We start from the raw sequence: 18406 nt of genomic DNA on the forward strand, positions 1-18406 counted from the left end.
TTTTATTATGAACTGGAAGAAAACATTAGCCCTTTCTCTGGCAGCCCTGGCAGTGGCCGGCGCCATTTCCGGCTGCGGCGGTGACAAGAAGGATGCCAAGGCTCCGGCGGAAAAGAAGGAAATCACCGTAGGCATTACACCGGGTTATTCTGAAAAGGTTATGGAATTTGTGGCCCAGGAAGCAGAAAAGCAGGGCCTCAAAGTGAATATCAAGTCCTTCTCCGACTACGTGACCCCGGACCAGGCCCTGGCTGCCGGTGATATCGATCTGAACTCCTTCCAGCATGGTCCCTTCCTGGAAGCCTTCAATGAAAAGAATGGCACCAAGCTGGTTTCCATCGGAAATACCTACCTGGCACCGCTCCGCATTTATTCCAATAAAATCACCGACATCAAAGACGTTCCCGACGGCGCCAAGGTGTCCATCCCCAATGACCCCTCCAACGGCGGCCGCGCCCTGCTTCTCCTGGACCATCAGGGCCTGCTGAAACTGAAGGAAGGAACAGACCCCACCAAAGCAGTGGTAGGCGATATTGCCGAAAATCCGAAGAACCTGCAGATTGTGGAACTGGAAGCAGCCCAGCTGCCCCGCTCCCTGGATGATGTGTCCATTTCCGTCATTAACGCAGGCTATGCGAAATCCGCCGGCCTGGACTCCAAGAAAGCCCTGGCCACCGAAGATAATACATCTCCCTATGTGAACATCATCGCTGCCAGAGAACAGGATAAGGATAACCCCACCTATCAGAAATTCGTGAAGATTTTCCAGAGCGATGCCGTGAAGAAATACATTAATGATAACTTCAGCGACGGACTGATTCCGGCATTCTAATGGGCCGGAGGGTCCAAGGGTTGACAGGCCTTCGGCCTGAGGTTTGACCGGCCCTTTGGGCCGGAGGGTTTTGGTATCGCCCATGGGGGCCACTGGGTGGCTCGGGTTCAGAGGGGTCAGAGGGTTCTGCCTGCCTTTGGCAGGCGGGTTCAAAGGGTGTGGTGGCGGCTCGCGCCGCAAATATAAAAAGGGCGCCGCTGGCGGCAGCGCTGCCGCCAGCGGCATTCAAACTCCCCTCTGAACCAGGCCGGAAGGCGAAGCCGATCCCGGCCCGAACCTTAGCCGCCCAGGGCGTTAGCCCGATGGCGGCTTGAACCCGGGCGCTGCCGGCGACTGAACCCTCTTGCTTCCGGGAATACAGCTACCCATAACATATGACTCAAAAACATATGACTCAAAAAACAGCACCGACCGGCGCTGTTTTTTCGTGTTACAATGAAGAAAAAGGAGGTCATCATGCTTATTCCCTACGCGGCTCCGGCGGAGCCATTTCATAAAGAAACGGAAATTAAAAAATCCATTTTTATTGCCCACCTGGTGCCGGTGAATTCGGAAGAAGAAGCCCAAAAGACGCTGGAAGGCTTCCGGAAGCAGTATAAAGATGCCACCCATAACTGCTATGCCTGGCGCATCGGTACGGAAAGAGTGATGGAAAAATCGGGGGATGACGGCGAACCGTCAGGTACCGCCGGCCATCCCATGCTTCATGTGCTGCAGATGCAGAAGCTCACCAACCTGCTGGCCGTGGTGACAAGGTACTTCGGCGGCATCAAGCTGGGAGCCGGGGGACTTACCCGTGCCTACAGCTCCACCCTGGCCGATGCAGTGAAGGAAGCGCCCATCGTCCTCTACACGCCCCATGTACGGTATCGCCTGACCATACCCTACGGCGCCGTAGGAGGCTTTGAAAATTATATAAAGGATAAGGACATTATCGTCAGGAAACGGGATTTCACCGACAAGGTGGTGCTGGAATTCCTCTGCCTTCCGGAAAACGGGGAAAAGCATATCCGCTTCTTCACCGACCTCACCGGCGGAAAGGCGGTAATAGAGGAAATAGGGGAAGAGTATGTGAAAATGAAAAGGGAGATAGTGAACTAGTGAGCTAGTGAACTAGTGAGCTAGTGTACTAGTGGGACGGTGGACTAGTGAGACAGTGTGACCGCTATCCGCTGTCGGCTATCGGCTATCGGCTGTCGGCTGTCGGCTGGGCGGTATTCCCGAACGCGGGAGACGTCAGACTGTCAGACATCAGACATCAGACATACTTTATTCCCGACAGCAAGAGGGTTCAGGCGCCTTCGGCGCCCGGGTTCTATCGTTCGTGTGCTGCGCACCGAACGATGGGTTCCGCCCGCAGAGCGGGCTGGTTTCTAGGGAAGCACTGCCTATGGCAGCGAAAACCTTCACAACCGGGCTGGCGCCCGATGGAAATGCACCCCTTTTGGTGCTGACGCACCACCTTTCCCCCGGAGGGGGAACTTTTCTTGCCGCTTAGCTCTTGGCCTCATGAGCACCACAAAGTATCATGCTGCTAAAATCTCCCCCTCCGGGGGAGACGTCGCCGCAGGCGACAGAAGGGGTGCATTTCCCATGTGGAGACCCTGCAGAGGGTCTCCAAGTCGGGCGAAGTTGGTCCCTGGCCTGCACATAAAAGGACTTTCCAATAAAGCGCCCGACCGATGCCGCAGGCGCGGTTTTACGGTTTTGCCGCCGACAGGCGGCATTATAAACTCATTGCCGCAAAGCGGCAATCCACAACCCTCGGGCCAAAGGCCCGTCAAACTTAAGAACCCTCCGGCCAACGGCCGGTCAATCTTAAGAACCTTCCCCTCTGAACCCTCACACCGAAAGTGTGTCCAATGGTAAGAAGCAAAAATGACACAGGCCGCCGATTGGCGGTCAGGATAGCGATGGGGTGTCAAATCGGTACTCTGCCCCGTACACCCTTTGCCTCTTCGAGGCGTTCCCCTCAAGGGGAAACGAGAAAATAGGTGGCACTGGATATTGTGTCACATATGACACAGACAGCCAATCCCGTAACGTTCTTGCGTCCCCTTTAGGGGAAGAGGGCCACGAAGTGGCGAAGGGATGTACGAGGGTAAGAATGATTATGACACTCGATATGGACATGACCGCCGAAGGCGGCATTATAAAACTCATCGCCCGATAGGGCGATCCACAACCCTCGGGCCAAAGGCCCGTCAAACTTAAGAACCCTCCGGCCAACGGCCGGTCAATCTTAAGAACCTTTTTCTGGGAACCCTCAGAACCCAGGACGCAAAATGTCCCTCTTTTACAATTTCCCCATTGACATGGCCGCCCAAGGCGTGTATACTACTTTCTAACTAAAAAGTACCTGCATGGAACGAGACAGAAATGACGGAATCCCTTTCAGAGATCCGGTGGATGGTGCAAACCGGAAGGCGCTGTCGTTTTACTCACTCGCGAGCTTCCCGGCCGAACGGAGTAGGCCTGGCGGATGTCCCCGTTATGGATAGGCCCGACGCAATGAAAACCGTTCATTGATGAGGCAGAGTGATAAGTACAAGGTGGTACCGCGCAAGGATGCGCCCTTCAGAATTGATTTCTGATGGGCGCTTTTTGATTTCCTGCAGGGATGGTACAAATGAAGGAGTGAAGCAGTATGGAAGAGAAAAAAGGTATTTTTGGAGGGGCCCTGGGGAGGATGATTCTTCCCGGCATTATCCTGCAGTCCGTGCTCATCGGCGGTGGGTATGCCACAGGCCGTGAAATCGTGGAGTACGGCGCCAAGTTCGGCGCCATGGGCTGGCTTTCCGGGCTGGCTACATTTGTAGGATTCGCCCTGGTGGCTATTCTGTCTTTTGAACTCATCCGCCTTTATAAAGTGTATGATTTTAAATCGTTCCTGAAGGAATTAATCGGGCCCCTGTACCATGTCTTTGATCTGGTGTACCTGCTTTTCATGGTCATCATCATTGCGGTCATGTCTTCTGCTACCGGCGCGGTGGTGGAGCAGATGACGGGGCTCAATTACTGGTACGGCGTCGGTGCCATTACGGTGATTGTAGGCGTGCTCAACTACTATGGGGAAAAGATTATTTCCTATTTTGAAACCATTGGTACCGTGCTTCTTTACATCGGTTATATTTCCTTCTCTGTGCTGGTCATCAGCCATGGGGGAGCCCATATTTCCGAGGTCATGGCATCCGGCGATCATTCCTTTGTGCCCGATGCCACTGTGGGGGCTGCCCTTTGGACAGGCATTCTCTACATGGCCTATAACCTGGTGGTTTTTCCGGCATCCTTCTTCACCATCAAGGCCCAGAAGAGCCGCAAGGACACCATTATCAGCGGCATCATTGCAGGCCTGCTCATGATTATCCCCTGGTTCATGACCTACTATGCAGTCATGGCCTTCTACCCCGACAAAGCAGTGCTGGCATCGCCGGTGCCCTGGGTGGCTATGATGCAGGCAGACAATGCGCCGGGCTGGCTGCTTTTCCTCTTCAGCATCGTCATGGGCTGGACTCTGATTGAAACGGCCACCGGTATTATCCATGCCATGCTGGAACGTGTGGACAGGGGTCTTGCGGATACGGGAAGAAATCCCCTCACCCGTCAGCATCGCGGCGCGCTCACTGTCATTATCCTGGTGATTTCAGTGGCCTTCGCCAAAATCGGTATTATCGACCTCATTGCCAAAGGCTACAATGCCCTGGCCTATGCCTTCATCCTTCTCTACCTGGTGCCCCTTCTCACCGTCGGTGTTTACAAGATTGTGAAGAAATCTTCCGGTAAAGAAGAGACAAAAGTAATTCCTGCAGAAATAGCCAAATAACGGCAGCAAAACGGCGCCTTTGAAAGGGCGCCGTTTTTTTAGTATCGGCGCTTCTGGGCGGGCACAAGGGTAAGAAGCAAAAATGACACAGGCCGCCGATTGGCGGTCAGGACTGCGATGGGGTGTCAAATCGGTGCTCTGCCCCGTACACCCTTTGCCTCTTCGAGGCGTTTCACCCACAGGGAAGCGTGTCACTGGATTCGCGGGTCGCTTCTCTCCCCTATGAATCCAGTTCCCTTGCCACCTCAAGGGGAAACGAGAAGTATGGAGAGGAAAAACAGAGAGTCATATATTTCATGTACCATTCCGCAGTTTCCCCCTTTTGGTGGTGAACGCAGTGAGCCAATCACCAGAATGTTTTTCATGCCATATGATACAGAAAGCCAATCCCGTAACGTTCTTGCGTCCCCTTTAGGGGAAGAGGGCCACGAAGTGGCGAAGGGGTGGACGAGGGTAAGAAGCAAAAATGACACAGGCCGCCGATTGGCGGTCAGGATAGCGATGGGGTGTCAAATCGGCGCTCTGCCCCGTACACCCTTTGCCTCTTCGAGGCGTTCCCCTCAAGGGGAAACGAGAAGTATGGAGAGGAAAAACAGCGAGTCATATACTTCACGTACCATTTCGGTGTTTTCCCCCCTTTGGTGCCTTACGGCACCACCTTTCCCCCGCAAGCGGTGGGACTATGGGTGCTTAGCAATGTGGACATGTCTCTGCAGGAAAGCATAGAAACCTATTCTGCCCCCGCTTGCGGGGGAAGTCCGGCGCAGCCGGATAGGGGGAGGCGAGCACAGCGAGCCAGTCAGCAGAATTGTTTTCATGCCCTATGACACTGAAAGTAAATCCCGTAACGTTCTTGCGTCCCCTTTAGGGGAAGAGGGCCACGAAGTGGCGAAGGGATATACGAGGGTAAGAATGATTATGATACTCGATGTGGACGTGACCGCCGAAGGCGGCATTATAAAATTCATTGCCCGAAGGGCAATCCACAACCCTCGGGGCCAAAGGCCCCGTCAAACTTAAGAACCCTCTGGCCCATAGGGCCGGTCAATCCTAAGAACCTTCCCCTTCTGAACCTTAAGAACCTTCGGGACGAAGTCCCGTCAACCCTCACACCGAAGGTGTGTCCCATGCTCCCTATTTTATGCATAACTTCTTTAGGTACTCATAGAAAATTTCGATATCAGCAATCTAACACAATTTATACCTTGCGGGAATAGGGGTTTTGATATAGAGTATATATTAATAAACCAGTAACCTGGCATAAAGGGTACACTTATAGAACGAATGTAAATTCAGGGATAAGGGGAGATGGGTATGGCTTTACCGGCATTGCTTTTTGCGCTGCCTCTGGTGACGGCACTGATTCTTCTGGTGAACCGGAATCCAGCGGTGAGGAATACGCTGGTCCGTGTGTCGGCGCTTCTGATGGGGGTCCTTTCTGTGGCTGTAGGGGTCATGTATTTCGGACATCCTTTCAAAATCGGTGTGGATTCTCCGCTGGTGCGGCTTCTGATGATGGCTGTGGACGGTCTGGCTGCACTGACGGTGCTTTATTTCTGTGTGAAATACAAGCGCTATCTCACCGCCCTGCTGGGGCTTGCCCAGTTTTTCCTGATCGTGGCCTTTGAGTTTCATGCAGGCAGCTATGCCCGGTCGGTGTGGGATTTCAATATCGACAATCTGTCCATTATCATGATTCTCATTGCCGGCATCATCGGCGGTCTGATTGCGGTGTATTCTCTGGGGTACATGGCGGTGTATCACAGGAAGCATGCGGATGTGAAGGACCGCCGCTCTTTCTTTTTCTTCGTGGTGTTCCTTTTCCTGTCAGCCATGTTTGGCCTGGTCATGTCCAACAATCTCCTGTACATGTACACTTTCTGGGAAATCACATCGCTCTGTTCTTTCCTTCTCATCGGCTATTCCGGTACCAATGAGGCTATCCACAATTCCTTCAAGGCCCTGTGGATGAATCTTCTGGGAGGATTGGCCTTTGCCATGGCCATTGCCTATCTGGGAGAGCATTTCTATACCCTTGAAATTTCCCAGCTTCTTTCCATGGGTATGCAGGGGATGCCTGTGGAGCCGGTGGTGGCGCTTCTGGTGTTCTGCGGCTTTACGAAGTCTGCCATGATGCCTTTCTCCGGCTGGCTTCTGGGGGCCATGGTGGCGCCTACGCCTACGTCGGCCCTGCTCCATTCTTCTACCATGGTGAAGGCTGGGGTGTTCCTCATTATCAAGCTGGCGCCTATTCTGGGAAATAATCATGCCGGCATTATGGCCATGCTGGTCGGGGGCATTACTTTCTTCTTTGCTTCCTGCGCCGCCATTTCCCAGTCCGACGGCAAGAAGGTGCTGGCTTATTCCACCATTTCCAATCTGGGCCTCATCGTGTGCTGCGCCGGCACCGGTTCCTATGAAGCAGCCTGGACGGCGATTATGATCGTCATTTTCCATGCCGTGGCCAAGAGTCTTCTTTTCCTCACCGTGGGAACGGCAGAGCAGCAGCTGGGCAGCCGGAATCTGGAAAGCTTCGACGGTATTTTCAATTCCATGCCCCGCCTTTCTCTCTGCATGGTGATCGGCATCTGCGGCATGTTCCTGGCCCCCTTCGGCATGCTGATTTCCAAATGGGCGGCCATGAAGGCCTTCGTAGACGCAGGGCAGCCCCTGCTGCTTCTGGCGCTGGTCTATGGTTCTGCCACCACCCTGTTTTATTGGACGAAATGGCTGGGCAAGATTACCACCTATATACCGACCAATGAAAACCGGGAGAAGGGCATTTTGGGAGTGGAGTGGACGGCGCTGAAGACTCTGGCGGCCCTGACCCTGGTGGTGTGCGTTCTCTTCCCGCTGATTTCCCAGTACATGGTCATTCCTTATCTGGCTTTAATGTATAGAAATATTAATGATGTCATTGCCCAGTCCAACCTGTGGATTATGTCGGTGATGGTCTTCCTTATCATTATCCTGCCGCTGCGCTTCGGCAAGAGCAGGAGGAAGAAACAGGTTATCACGAACCTGTCCGGCGAGAACCTGGGGAGCGACGTGGCTTACCGCGGCGCTGCCGGGCGGATCGTGCCGGTGCAGCTTCGGAACTGGTACCTGGAGTCCTGGTTTGGTGAAAGGCGGATGACTCTCTGGGGGTACACGGCCTGCCTGGCCTGCGTGCTCATGGAGCTGTCACTGGCAGCAGGAGGTGTGTTCCATGTCTGATTATATGATCAATGTCATCGGCGCCCTGCTGTATCTGCTGCTGGCGCCGCTTCTGGGGGGCCTCCTTTCCGGTCTGGACCGCAAGATTTCCGCCCGCATGCAGCGGCGGGTGGGGCCGCCTCTGCTGCAGCCTTTCTATGACTTCGGAAAGCTCTGGGACAAGCAGCCCATAGCCGTCAATAAGGCGGAGGGATTCTATGTATTTGGTTTCCTTCTCTTCGTCCTTCTGTCCGGCGCTTTCTTCTTTGCAAGGGGCGACATTCTGCTGGTGGTCTTCACCCTGACCATGGCCAGCGTGTGCCTCATCATTGCCGCCTATGCCACTGACTCTCCCTACAGCCAGGTGGGGGCGGAAAGGGAGCTGGTGCAGACCATGGCCTATGAGCCCATGCTTCTCATGGCAGCTCTGGGTTTCTATCTGTCCGGCGGCAGTTTCAATATTCGGGAAATCATGGCTTCCGATACCATGAATATTCTGCGCATGCCCGGCATTTTCCTGGGCCTCTGCTACATTCTTCTCATTAAATTCAGAAAATCGCCCTTCGATATTTCCATGTCCCATGAAGCTCATCAGGAACTCATCGGCGGTGTGAAGACGGAAATTTCCGGCCGCACTCTGGGTATGGTGGAAATCGCGGAGTGGTATGAAGATGTGTTCCTCCTGGGACTGGTGCTTCTCTTCTTCGTCACCTCTTCCCCCTGGACTTTGATACCGGGCCTTGTCGTATGCGGTCTGGTGTTCTTCACGGGCATTCTGGTGGATAATTCCTGCGCCCGCATGAAATGGGAGAAAATGCTGGCTTCCACCTGGCTTTTCTCTTTCCTGGCCGGATTTATTAATGTGGCCTTTCTCATGTATTTCAAATAAGGAGGAATCGTTATGGGATTTGAAAAGAAATCGCCCTGGCTCATCCATTACGACGGCTCTTCCTGCAATGGCTGCGATATCGAAGTGCTGGCCTGCCTTACGCCTTTGTACGACGTGGAGCGGTTCGGCATTGTGAATACCGGGGATCCCAAGCATGCGGACATTTTCCTCGTCACCGGCGGAGTGAATGCCCAGAATCTGCCGGTGGTGCGGCAGATTTATGACCAGATGCCGGAGCCTAAAGTTGTGATTGCCGTAGGCACCTGCGCCTGCACCGGCGGCGTTTTCCGGGAATGCTACAACATGCTTGGCGGTATGGACAAGGCCATTCCGGTGGACGTGTATGTGCCGGGCTGCGCCGCCCGGCCGGAGTCCATTATTGCCGGCGTGGTGAAGGGCCTTTCGGTGCTGGAAGAAAAGCACAGGAAACTGAAAGCCACCGGAAATCACGGCGTACCTATGGAAAAACCAAAAGCCTTTGGCGCCTATGGAGAGGAGGACAAACATGAAACAGCAGGTCATTGAAATCAGGAGTGAAGACCTTCTGGAAAGGACGGCCCGTTTCAAGAAGGAAGGCTGCCGTCTGGTGCAGATCCTCTGCACCCGGGTGGAAGAGGGCTATGAGCTTACCTATACCTTTGACAAGAACTATTTCCTCTATCATCTGCGCCTGATTGTGCCTCTTTCCGGCTCTGTCATGAGTGTCACCAGCCTTTACTGGTATGCCTTCGTCTGGGAAAATGAAATCCATGACCTCTTCGGTCTGGACATCCGGTTCATTGCGCCGGAGGTGGACTACGGCGGCCATTTCTACCATCTGGCCCAAAAGACCCCCTGGCACGACCTGTCCGGCGCCGTCCATGCCAAACGGGCGGTGAAGGTCAATCTTCGGAGCGGCCTTGGCATTGATGCTTCTGTACATAAAGATACAAAGGAGGATTGATTTCAAATGGCAGAAATAACCACAGTCCCCTTTGGCCCCCAGCATCCGGTACTGCCGGAACCGATTCATCTGGACCTGGAACTGAAGGATGAAAAAGTCGTCCGGGCCGTGCCCTCCATCGGCTATGTCCATCGCGGACTGGAAAAACTGGTGGAAAAGAGGGATTTCAAACAGTTCATCTATGTGGCGGAAAGGGTATGCGGCATCTGTTCCTTCGGCCATGGCTGGGGCTATGCCAAAGCGGTGGAAGGCCTCATGAACATCGAGATACCGGAGCGGGCCAGCTGCCTGCGCACCCTGTGGCATGAGCTCTCCCGGCTCCACAGCCACCTTCTCTGGTTCGGCCTGGCCGCCGACGCCATGGGATTTGAAAGCCTTTTCATGCATGCCTGGCGCATCAGGGAAATGGTGCTGGATATTTTTGAAGAAACCACAGGGGGCCGGGTCATTTTCTCGGTCTGCAAAATCGGCGGCGTAAGAAGAGATATCACCGACAGCCAGCGGAAAATGATTCTGGAAAAAATGAAGGAACTCAAAAAAGAAATCAGCCAGATGGCCATGGTATTCCTCTATGACAATACCATCCAGAGCCGTCTGGAAGGGGTAGGGGTCCTTTCCATGAACGATGCCATGGACATGGGCTGTGTAGGCCCCATGGCCCGGGCCAGCGGCCTTCCTGTAGACTACCGCATGGCTGAGGATGAAGGCTTCTACAAAAAGCTCCATTTCCATCCTGTCACTGAAACCGCCGGCGACTGCCTGGCCAGGGTGAAGGTGAGGCTGGGAGAACTGACCCAGTCCATCGACCTCATCTGCGGCTGTCTGGAACTTCTTCCGGAAGGAGCCATCGAAGCACCGGTCAGAGGCCTTCCCCCGGCAGGCGAATATTTCACCAGGGTGGAACAGCCCCGGGGCGAAGCCCTTTACTACGTGAAAGGCAACGGCACAAAGAACCTGGAACGGTTCCGCCTCCGCACTCCCACCAACGTCAATCTGGCAGCCCTGGTGAAAATGCTGAAAGGCTGCGAACTGGCCGATGTGCCCAACATTATCCTCACCATCGATCCCTGCATCAGCTGCTGTGAAAGATAAGGAGGCGTCCCATGAGTTTTCTCATTTATATGAAACAGGCCCTTTCCAACCTGTTCAAACCGCCGGTTACCACCTCCTATCCCTTAAAGCCCAAAACCTTTAAGCCCCATGACCGGGGCCGGGTGATCAACGACATCAGCCGCTGCATCCTCTGCGGCCAGTGCATGCGCACCTGCCCGGCCGGTGCCATTACCGTGGACCGCACCACAGGCATATGGAAAATCAACCCCTTCGCCTGCGTCCAGTGCGCCGGCTGCGTGGAGGTATGCCCCAAGAAATGTCTCCACATGGACCCGGAAGCGGCAGCGCCGGATGTGAAGAAATCAGAAATCATCCTCCAGGTGAAGAAAGAAGACGGCGTGTCCAGAGTGCAGCGCAAGGTGGCAGCCATCAATATGGCAGAGGCCGCCATGGACGACCGGAGCCATATTGTAAACAATATTATGAAATGTATCTTCTGCGGCCAGTGCATGCGGAACTGCCCCTCCGGCGCCATTACCGTGGACCGCCGCTCCCGTACCTGGCGCATTAACCTGGAAGCCTGCGTGAACTGCGGCACCTGCATCGACAACTGTCCAAGGAAATGCCTGTCCCTGGGCTGCTACCTGGGCAATCCAAGCGAAATCACCATGAAAGGCTCCCGCCCCCCTGTAAGGCGAAGACCTTCAACGTTCGCTCCTGCGGAGAAAGAAGGGCCCCTTACATCTCCTGTCCAGGCGGCAAAGCCGGAAGCTCCGGCAGAGAACCCGATGCCTGCAGTGAAAACGGAAGAAGCCACTGTGCCGGATACCCATATCCGGATAGAAGCGGAAAAATGTTTATTCTGCGGCAAATGCGAGCATAACTGTCCGGCTGATGCCATTTCCATAGACCGGAGGAACCGTACCTGGACCATCGACCGGGAGAAATGCATCACCTGCGGCGTCTGCGCTGACGGCTGCCCCGCCCGCTGCCTCACTTTGGCAGATGCCTGGGAAGCAGGGGAGAAGAAGGAAATGAAATCCACCTATCAGGGGAAAGTCCTCCGCCGCCCGCCGGCAGGAAGAAAACCGGCTCCAGCGCCGGCGCCTTCCCCCATAAAGGAAGAAAAAGCAGCAGAATCTCCCGCCCCGAAGCCGGCTCCTGTCAAAGAAGCGGCACCGGAAGCATCTGTGCCGGATACCCATATCCGGATAGAAGCGGAGAAATGTTTATTCTGCGGCAAATGCGAGCATAACTGCCCGGCTGATGCCATTTCTATAGACCGGAGAAACCGCACCTGGACCATTGACCGGGAGAAATGCATCACCTGCGGCGTCTGCGCCGATGGCTGCCCCGCCCACTGCCTCACTTTGGCAGATGCCTGGGAAGCAGGGGAGAAGAAAGAAATGAAATCCACCTATCAGGGGAAAGTCCTCCGCCGCCCGCCGGCAGGAAGAAAACAGGCTCCTGCGCCGGCGCCTTCCCCCATAAAGGAAGACAAAGCAGCAGAAGCTCCCACGCCGAAGCCTTCTCCTGTCAAAGAAACAGCACCAAAAGCAGTGCCGGATACCCATATCCGGATAGAAGCGGAGAAATGTTTATTCTGCGGCAAGTGCGAGCATAACTGCCCGGCAGGAGCTATTTCCATAGACCGGAGGAACCGCACCTGGACTATTGACCGGGAGAAATGCATCACCTGCGGCGTCTGCGCCGACGGCTGCCCTGCCCGCTGCCTCACTTTGGCAGATGCCTGGGACGCAGGGGAGAAGAAAGAGATGAAATCCACCTATCAGGGGAAAGTCCTCCGCCGCCCTTCCCGTCCGGCGCCGGCCAGGAAAGAAGCGCCAAAGGATGAGCCCCATGCATGAATATCCGGTGACTTTGGAAATCGTCCGCATGGCGGAAAAAACGGCCCGTGAAAAGGGGGGCATTGTAAAGGCCATCCATCTGGTGGTAGGAGAGGACTCCGGTTTCATCGGAGAATCCATCCAAATGTATTTTGATGTCATTTCCGAGGGCACCCTCTGTGAGGGCGCCCTTCTCACCATTCAGGATGTAAAGCCCAAAATGAAATGCGACCGCTGCGGCTGTCTCTTTGAAAGAAAGAAATTCTCCTTCACCTGTCCCCGCTGCGGAGGCGACGGCTCCCCCACGGACATAGGCAAGGAATTTTATATAGAATCTGTAGACCTGGAGGTTGATTGAATGCATATGGTAAAAGCCGGCGTCATGGAAGACATTTACGCCCACAACAATCACATTGCCGAACACGTAAGAGAATACCTCATGAAGAGGAATGTATATACCATCAACGTCATGGGGGCTCCGGGAACCGGCAAGACCACATCCCTGGAACAGCTCATGAAACATATGAAATCCAAAATATACGTCATTGAAGGAGACATTGAATCCGACATCGACACGGAACGGCTTAGAAAAGAAAATGTTACCGCCGCCCAGATCAACACCTTCGGTGCCTGCCACCTGGACGCCCCCCTGGTGCACAATGCGGTGCACACCATGGATTTCAGAGAAGGAGGCATCCTTTTCATAGAAAATGTAGGAAATCTCGTCTGCCCCGCGGAACTGAACATAGGAGAAAATATCAAAATGCTCATCGTCAGCGTGGCCGACGGCAGCGACAAGCCCTACAAATACCCCCTGGCCTTTGAAAAGGCGGATATCATCCTTCTCAACAAGACAGACCTTATGCCATATCTGGACTTCGACGAAGACTTCTTCATGAAGGGCCTCCGCCACCTGAACAAACAGGCGCCGGTATTCAAGGTCAGCGGAAAAACAGGAGAAGGATACAAAGAAGCGGCAGAGTGGATTGAAGAAGCCGCCGGGAAGGGAAGATAGACCTGCGGCTGCTATCTGCTTACCGCGGCGGAGCCGCGCCCCTTTTTTAACATGACGGTGGGGTGACACGGCTCTTTCGTCATCTCGAGCGGAGGTACGTGCCGCTATGGGAGACAGACAAGAACCGCTCCCATGATGCTCTGAGTCGAGAGATCTCCCACCGTAATGCCGCCCGTACCATCAGAGGAGGAGATTTCTCCACTCCGCTTCGCTTCGGTCGAAATGACGGGAGGGCGCGGGCTGGCTTTTTTGTAATCTGCGCCCGAAGGGCGCTACCACCACCCTCTGAACCTTTTGAACCTTTTGAACCTTCTGAACCCTGTGAACCCTCACACCGTAGGTGTGTCCAATGGCACGGCCGGATAGGGGGTGGCGAGCGCAGCGAGCCAGTCAGCAGAATGCTTTTCATGCTATATGACACCGGAAGCCAATGCCGTAACGCTCTTGCGTCCCCTTTAGGGGAAGAGGGCCACGAAGTGGCGAAGGGGTGGACGAGGGTATGAATGATTATGACACTCGATATGGACGTGACCGCCGAAAGGCGGCATTATAATACTCATTGCCCCCTAAAGGGGAAACGACCCACTACATTTTGCGCGTCGCTCCGCTCAGGGGGCCGCCGATTGGCGGTCAGGAAAATGATAGAGTGTCATATCTCTGCTCAGCCTTGTACACCCTTTCCCGCTTCGCGGGACTTCCCCTCAAGGGGAAACGAGAGATATGGAGAGAAAAACAGGGCGTCATATACTTCATGTACCATTCCGGTGTGTCCCCCCTTTGGTGGCTGGCGCCACCACCTTTCCCCCGCAAGCGGGGGCACTATGGATGCTTAGCCATGGAGCCATGTCTCTGCAGGAAAGCATAGAGCGATTTATTCTGTCCCCCGGATGGGGGAAAGTCCGGCGTAGCCGGATAAGGGGGAGCCGCGCAGCGGCTAATCACCAGGATGCCAATCAAGCCCTATGACACAGAAAAGCAAATCCCGTAACGCTCCTTGCGTCCCCCTTAGGGGAAGAGGGCCACGAAGTGGCGAAGGGATGTACGAGGGTATTAATGATTATGATACTCGATGTGAACGTGACCGCCGCAGGCGGCTTATAAAACTCATCGCCCGCAGGGCGCCACCACAACCCTCGGGCCAAAGGCCTGTCAAACTTAAGAACCCTCCGGCCCATAGGGTCGGTCAATCCTAAGAACCTTCCTCCTGAACCCTCTGAACCCTCTGAACCTTCTGAACCCTCTGAACCCTCGCGCTAAAGGCGCGTCCAATATGCACCCGGGCCGCCAAAGCGGCCCTTAAAAAAAGGAGGCCACACCATGTCTCATATCCATACCATCCGTTTGCTGCTGGAAGGCAGAGTACAGGGGGTGGGATTCCGTCCTTTTGTCTGCCGGACGGCTCTTTCGCTGGGCCTTACGGGCTGGGTGAAGAATCTGGGCGGTGTGGTGGAAATCAGGGCTTCCGGGGACAGGGAGGCCCTTTTGGCGCTGGAGAAGGAACTTGAGGAAGCGCCTTATCCTGTGGCTGTGGAGAAAGTGACGAAAGAGGAGGTCCCTCTGGAAAACTTTTCTACTTTCTCTGCCATAGAAAGCAGCGGGGAGCCTTTGGCTCCCCTTTTTCCGGCGGATATTGCCATCTGCCCTTCCTGCCGGAAGGAGCTTCATGACAGGAAGGACCGCCATTTCCAGTATCCCTTCCTTTCCTGCACCGCCTGCGGGCCCCGGTATACCATCATCCGGAGTCTTCCCTATGACCGCCCCCGTACGACGATGGATTCATTTCCCCTGTGCCCGGAGTGCCAAAGGGAGTATGAGGATCTGAAGGACCGCCGCTGCCATGGGGAGACCATCTGCTGCGCTGCCTGTGGGCCGGCGCTTTCCATGGTGACCCAGGGCGGAGAAGAGGCTCAGGGGGAAAAGGCCATGGAAAGGGCCATCGCTCTGGTGAAGGCGGGAAAGGTGGTGATGGTGAAATCCATCGGCGGCTTTCAGCTGGTGTGCCGGGGAGACAGGGAGGAGACGGTGCTTCGCCTGCGCCGCCTGAAACACCGGGAAGGGAAGCCCTTTGCCCTCATGGTCCATTCGTTAAAGGAAGCAGAAAAGCTCTGTTTCCTCACAGACCGGGACAGGAAGCTCCTCACTTCTCCGGCCTGTCCCATTGTGCTCTGCAGGCCGAAGAAGGAAATCAAAGCGGTGGCGGAAGGGGTGCCGCGGCTGGGGATATTCCTGCAGCCTTCTGCGTTTTATGATCTTTTGACCGACGGCGTCAAGGCGCCGCTGGTGGTGACCAGTGCCAATATGAGCGGAGAGCCTATCCTTTATAAAGATGAAGAGGCGCTGGCCTGGTTTCATGACCATCCGGTGGACGGCCTCTTCACCAATAACCGGGACATCCTCCGTCCTGCCGATGACAGCGTGGTGAAGGCGGAAGAAAGCCATAGGGACATGATCCGCCGCACTCGGGGATTTCTGCCGGAGCCTGCGGTGCAGGGGGCGAAAGAGGGGGCCCTTTTGGCTATGGGAGCGGACATGGAGCCTTCCTTCTGTCTTACCGCCCGGGGGCGTTTGTATCCCGGGGAAATGCCCTGCGATTTGGAAAATGAATCTTCTGAGGAAGCGTTCCTTCATATGATAGAGGACTGGGAAAATATGCTGGGCATCCGGCCCGAGCAGATTGTGACGGACCTTCATCCCCGCTATATTTCTTCAGCCCTGGGAGAGCGTCTTTCTGCGGACCGGGGGATTCCCCTCTGGAAGGTGCAGCATCATCACGCCCACGGCCTTTCCGTTATGGCGGAGCATGGACTCTCGGGAAAGGCGGCGGCCTTCGTTTTCGACGGCACCGGCTATGGCACTGACGGCACCATCTGGGGCGGAGAGATTCTTCTTCTGGAAGGAAATCAGATGGTGCGGGCCGGCCACCTGGATGCCATGCCTCTTCTGGGCGGCGATATTTCCATGAAACAGGCCTGGAAGACAGGACTGGCCAGTCTTGTTTATGCAGGCCTTCAGGCAGAGGATCACCGCTATGGGCTGGTGAAGGCAGCCCTGGCGGCCGGGGTGAATACCATCAGGGATTCCGCTATGGGACGGCTCTTTGACAGCGCTGCCGCCCTTCTTCACCTGAAAGAAGAAAACCGTTTCAAAGGGGAATGCGCCATGGCCCTGGAGCAGGCGGCAGAGCAGGCCAAAAGGAAGGGAAAGGCGGCCCTTCCCCTCCATCTGTCCCTGAAGGAAGAAAAGGGACAGCTCATTTGGCACAGGGAAGATCTCATCGCATCCCTTGTGGAAGCAGATGATACAATAGAGGAAGCAGCCCTGGGATTTCACCGGGCCATTGTAGACATGGTGGTGGAAAGCGCCCGCCTTCTGGGCGTGGAGCAGGTCATCCTCACCGGCGGCTGCTTCCATAACGGCATTTTATGGACAGAAACGAAAGAGGCTCTGACAAAAGAGCATTTCAAAGTATATGGTAATGAAAAAGTTCCCTGCGGCGACGGGGGTATTTCCCTGGGCCAGGCCTTCTACGGCCTCATGCAGGGATAAGGAGGACCTATGTGTGTAGCCTATCCGGGCAGAGTGGTAAGCATCATCGGCACCCATGGCATGGTGGATTTTTCCGGTACCGAAGTGCCGGTGAACCTTTCCATGGTACCTGCGAAAATCGGTGATTATGTGCTGGTTCATGCAGGCATGGCCATCCAGATTGTGGAAAAAAAGGAAGCCCATGACTGGATTGACCTGTTTAAAGAAATCGAGGAGCTGGCAAAGGAATGAGAGAAAAAGAACTGGCCCGCTTCCTTTCCACCTATGACGGGCCGCCCCTTCGTCTCATGGAGGTCTGCGGCACCCACACCTCTTCCCTGTACAGGAGCGGTATCCGGCAGATCCTGTCGCCGAAAATCACCCTTCTCTCCGGCCCCGGCTGCCCTGTGTGCGTGACGCCTACGGCCTACATCGACAAGCTGGTGTCCTATGCCATGACCGAAGGATACAAGGTCCTGGCCTTTGGGGACCTTCTGGCGGTGCCGGGAAGCCGCCTGTCCCTTTCCGGCGCCCGGGATCGGGGCGGCAGGGTGGATTTCTTCTATAATCCCGAAGAAGGGCTGGCCATGGCGGCAAAAGACCGGCAGACCACCTACGTTCTGGCGGCAGTGGGCTTTGAAACTACGGCGCCGGTATGGGCGGATCTGGTGAAACGGGCCTATGACGAAAACATAGGGAATATCCGCTTCCTCACCGCTTTAAAAACCATGCCTCAGGCCATGAACATTCTGGCCAGGGACCTTCACATTGACGGTTTTCTCTGTCCCGGCCACGTGGCGGTGATTACAGGAAGCCGTCCCTTCTTTCATCTGGCGGAAACATCGGGGAAACCCATGGTTATCGGCGGATTTACACCGCCTCTTCTTCTTCGTGCCCTTTCTCGGCTGGTGCTGGAAGCATCCAGAAAAAAAGGGGGCCTTTGGAACGAATACCCCTCGGTGGTACGGGAAGAAGGCAATCCAAAGGCCCTTTCCCTGATGCATGAAATCTTTGAAGCAGGAGACGCCGTCTGGCGGGGCCTCGGCACCATCAGAGGCTCGGGCCTTTATATTTCCGGAAAATATGAATTCCTGGACGCCGGCAGCCGGGGCCTTACAGAAGACGTCATGCCCAAAGGCTGCTGCTGCGCCTCCGTGCTCACCGGCCGCATGGTGCCTCAAAACTGCCCCTGCTTCGGAAAAGCCTGTACCCCGGACCATCCGGTAGGGGCCTGCATGGTATCCGGCGAAGGGGCCTGCTCCATTACCTATCGGGGAGGTTAAT

At 55.2% G+C, this 18406-nt stretch carries 14 protein-coding genes; all 14 read left to right on the forward strand.

The annotated features are described in order from the left end of the window. Positions 1-7 precede the first annotated feature (7 nt). The 14 genes from NW747_RS04650 (at position 8) to hypD (ending at position 18405) form a co-directional block, all read left to right on the forward strand. A complete protein-coding gene (locus NW747_RS04650; protein ID WP_273097419.1) occupies positions 8-832 on the forward strand; it encodes a MetQ/NlpA family ABC transporter substrate-binding protein in 825 nt (274 codons plus the stop codon). Positions 833-1288: 456 nt separating this feature from the next. Continuing rightward, positions 1289-1933: a YigZ family protein gene (locus NW747_RS04655; protein ID WP_273188184.1), complete on the forward strand. Its 645-nt coding sequence runs from the start codon at positions 1289-1291 to the stop codon at positions 1931-1933. A gap of 1546 nt (positions 1934-3479) precedes the next feature. Further along, positions 3480-4655, forward strand: coding sequence for a YkvI family membrane protein (locus NW747_RS04660; protein WP_273188185.1), 1176 nt, complete (start codon positions 3480-3482; stop codon positions 4653-4655). Between the two features lie 1314 nt (positions 4656-5969). Further along, complete coding sequence (locus NW747_RS04665) at positions 5970-7871, forward strand: NADH-quinone oxidoreductase subunit 5 family protein (RefSeq protein WP_273188186.1); 1902 nt, start codon at positions 5970-5972, stop codon at positions 7869-7871. Then, positions 7864-8739 (forward strand): respiratory chain complex I subunit 1 family protein, encoded by an 876-nt coding sequence (locus NW747_RS04670; protein WP_008860578.1) that lies wholly within the window; start codon positions 7864-7866, stop codon positions 8737-8739. Before NW747_RS04665 ends, NW747_RS04670 begins: the two co-directional genes overlap by 8 nt. A 12-nt stretch (positions 8740-8751) precedes the next feature. Then, a complete protein-coding gene (locus NW747_RS04675) occupies positions 8752-9264 on the forward strand; it encodes an NADH-quinone oxidoreductase subunit B family protein (protein WP_273188187.1) in 513 nt (170 codons plus the stop codon). After that, complete coding sequence (locus NW747_RS04680; protein ID WP_008860580.1) at positions 9245-9682, forward strand: NADH-quinone oxidoreductase subunit C; 438 nt, start codon at positions 9245-9247, stop codon at positions 9680-9682. Before NW747_RS04675 ends, NW747_RS04680 begins: the two co-directional genes overlap by 20 nt. Positions 9683-9688: 6 nt before the next feature. Then, complete coding sequence (locus NW747_RS04685; RefSeq protein WP_273188188.1) at positions 9689-10774, forward strand: hydrogenase large subunit; 1086 nt, start codon at positions 9689-9691, stop codon at positions 10772-10774. A gap of 11 nt (positions 10775-10785) precedes the next feature. Beyond that, entirely contained in the window at positions 10786-12603 is a 1818-nt protein-coding gene (locus NW747_RS04690; protein ID WP_273188189.1) for a 4Fe-4S binding protein, read from the forward strand. Further along, positions 12596-12940 (forward strand): hydrogenase maturation nickel metallochaperone HypA/HybF, encoded by a 345-nt coding sequence (locus tag NW747_RS04695; RefSeq protein WP_273188190.1) that lies wholly within the window; start codon positions 12596-12598, stop codon positions 12938-12940. The genes NW747_RS04690 and NW747_RS04695 overlap by 8 nt, the downstream gene beginning before the upstream one ends. After that, positions 12941-13597, forward strand: coding sequence for a hydrogenase nickel incorporation protein HypB (hypB, locus tag NW747_RS04700; RefSeq protein ID WP_273188191.1), 657 nt, complete (start codon positions 12941-12943; stop codon positions 13595-13597). It begins immediately after the preceding gene. 1317 nt (positions 13598-14914) lie between these two features. Then, complete coding sequence (hypF, locus tag NW747_RS04705) at positions 14915-17143, forward strand: carbamoyltransferase HypF (protein ID WP_273188192.1); 2229 nt, start codon at positions 14915-14917, stop codon at positions 17141-17143. A gap of 9 nt (positions 17144-17152) precedes the next feature. Then, positions 17153-17374 (forward strand): HypC/HybG/HupF family hydrogenase formation chaperone, encoded by a 222-nt coding sequence (locus NW747_RS04710; protein ID WP_273188193.1) that lies wholly within the window; start codon positions 17153-17155, stop codon positions 17372-17374. Continuing rightward, positions 17371-18405, forward strand: coding sequence for a hydrogenase formation protein HypD (gene hypD / locus NW747_RS04715; RefSeq protein WP_273188194.1), 1035 nt, complete (start codon positions 17371-17373; stop codon positions 18403-18405). The genes NW747_RS04710 and hypD overlap by 4 nt, the downstream gene beginning before the upstream one ends. The last annotated feature ends 1 nt before the right edge of the window (position 18406 follow it).

The organism is Dialister succinatiphilus (genome assembly GCF_928721695.1).
GTDB lineage: Bacteria > Bacillota > Negativicutes > Veillonellales > Dialisteraceae > Dialister > Dialister succinatiphilus.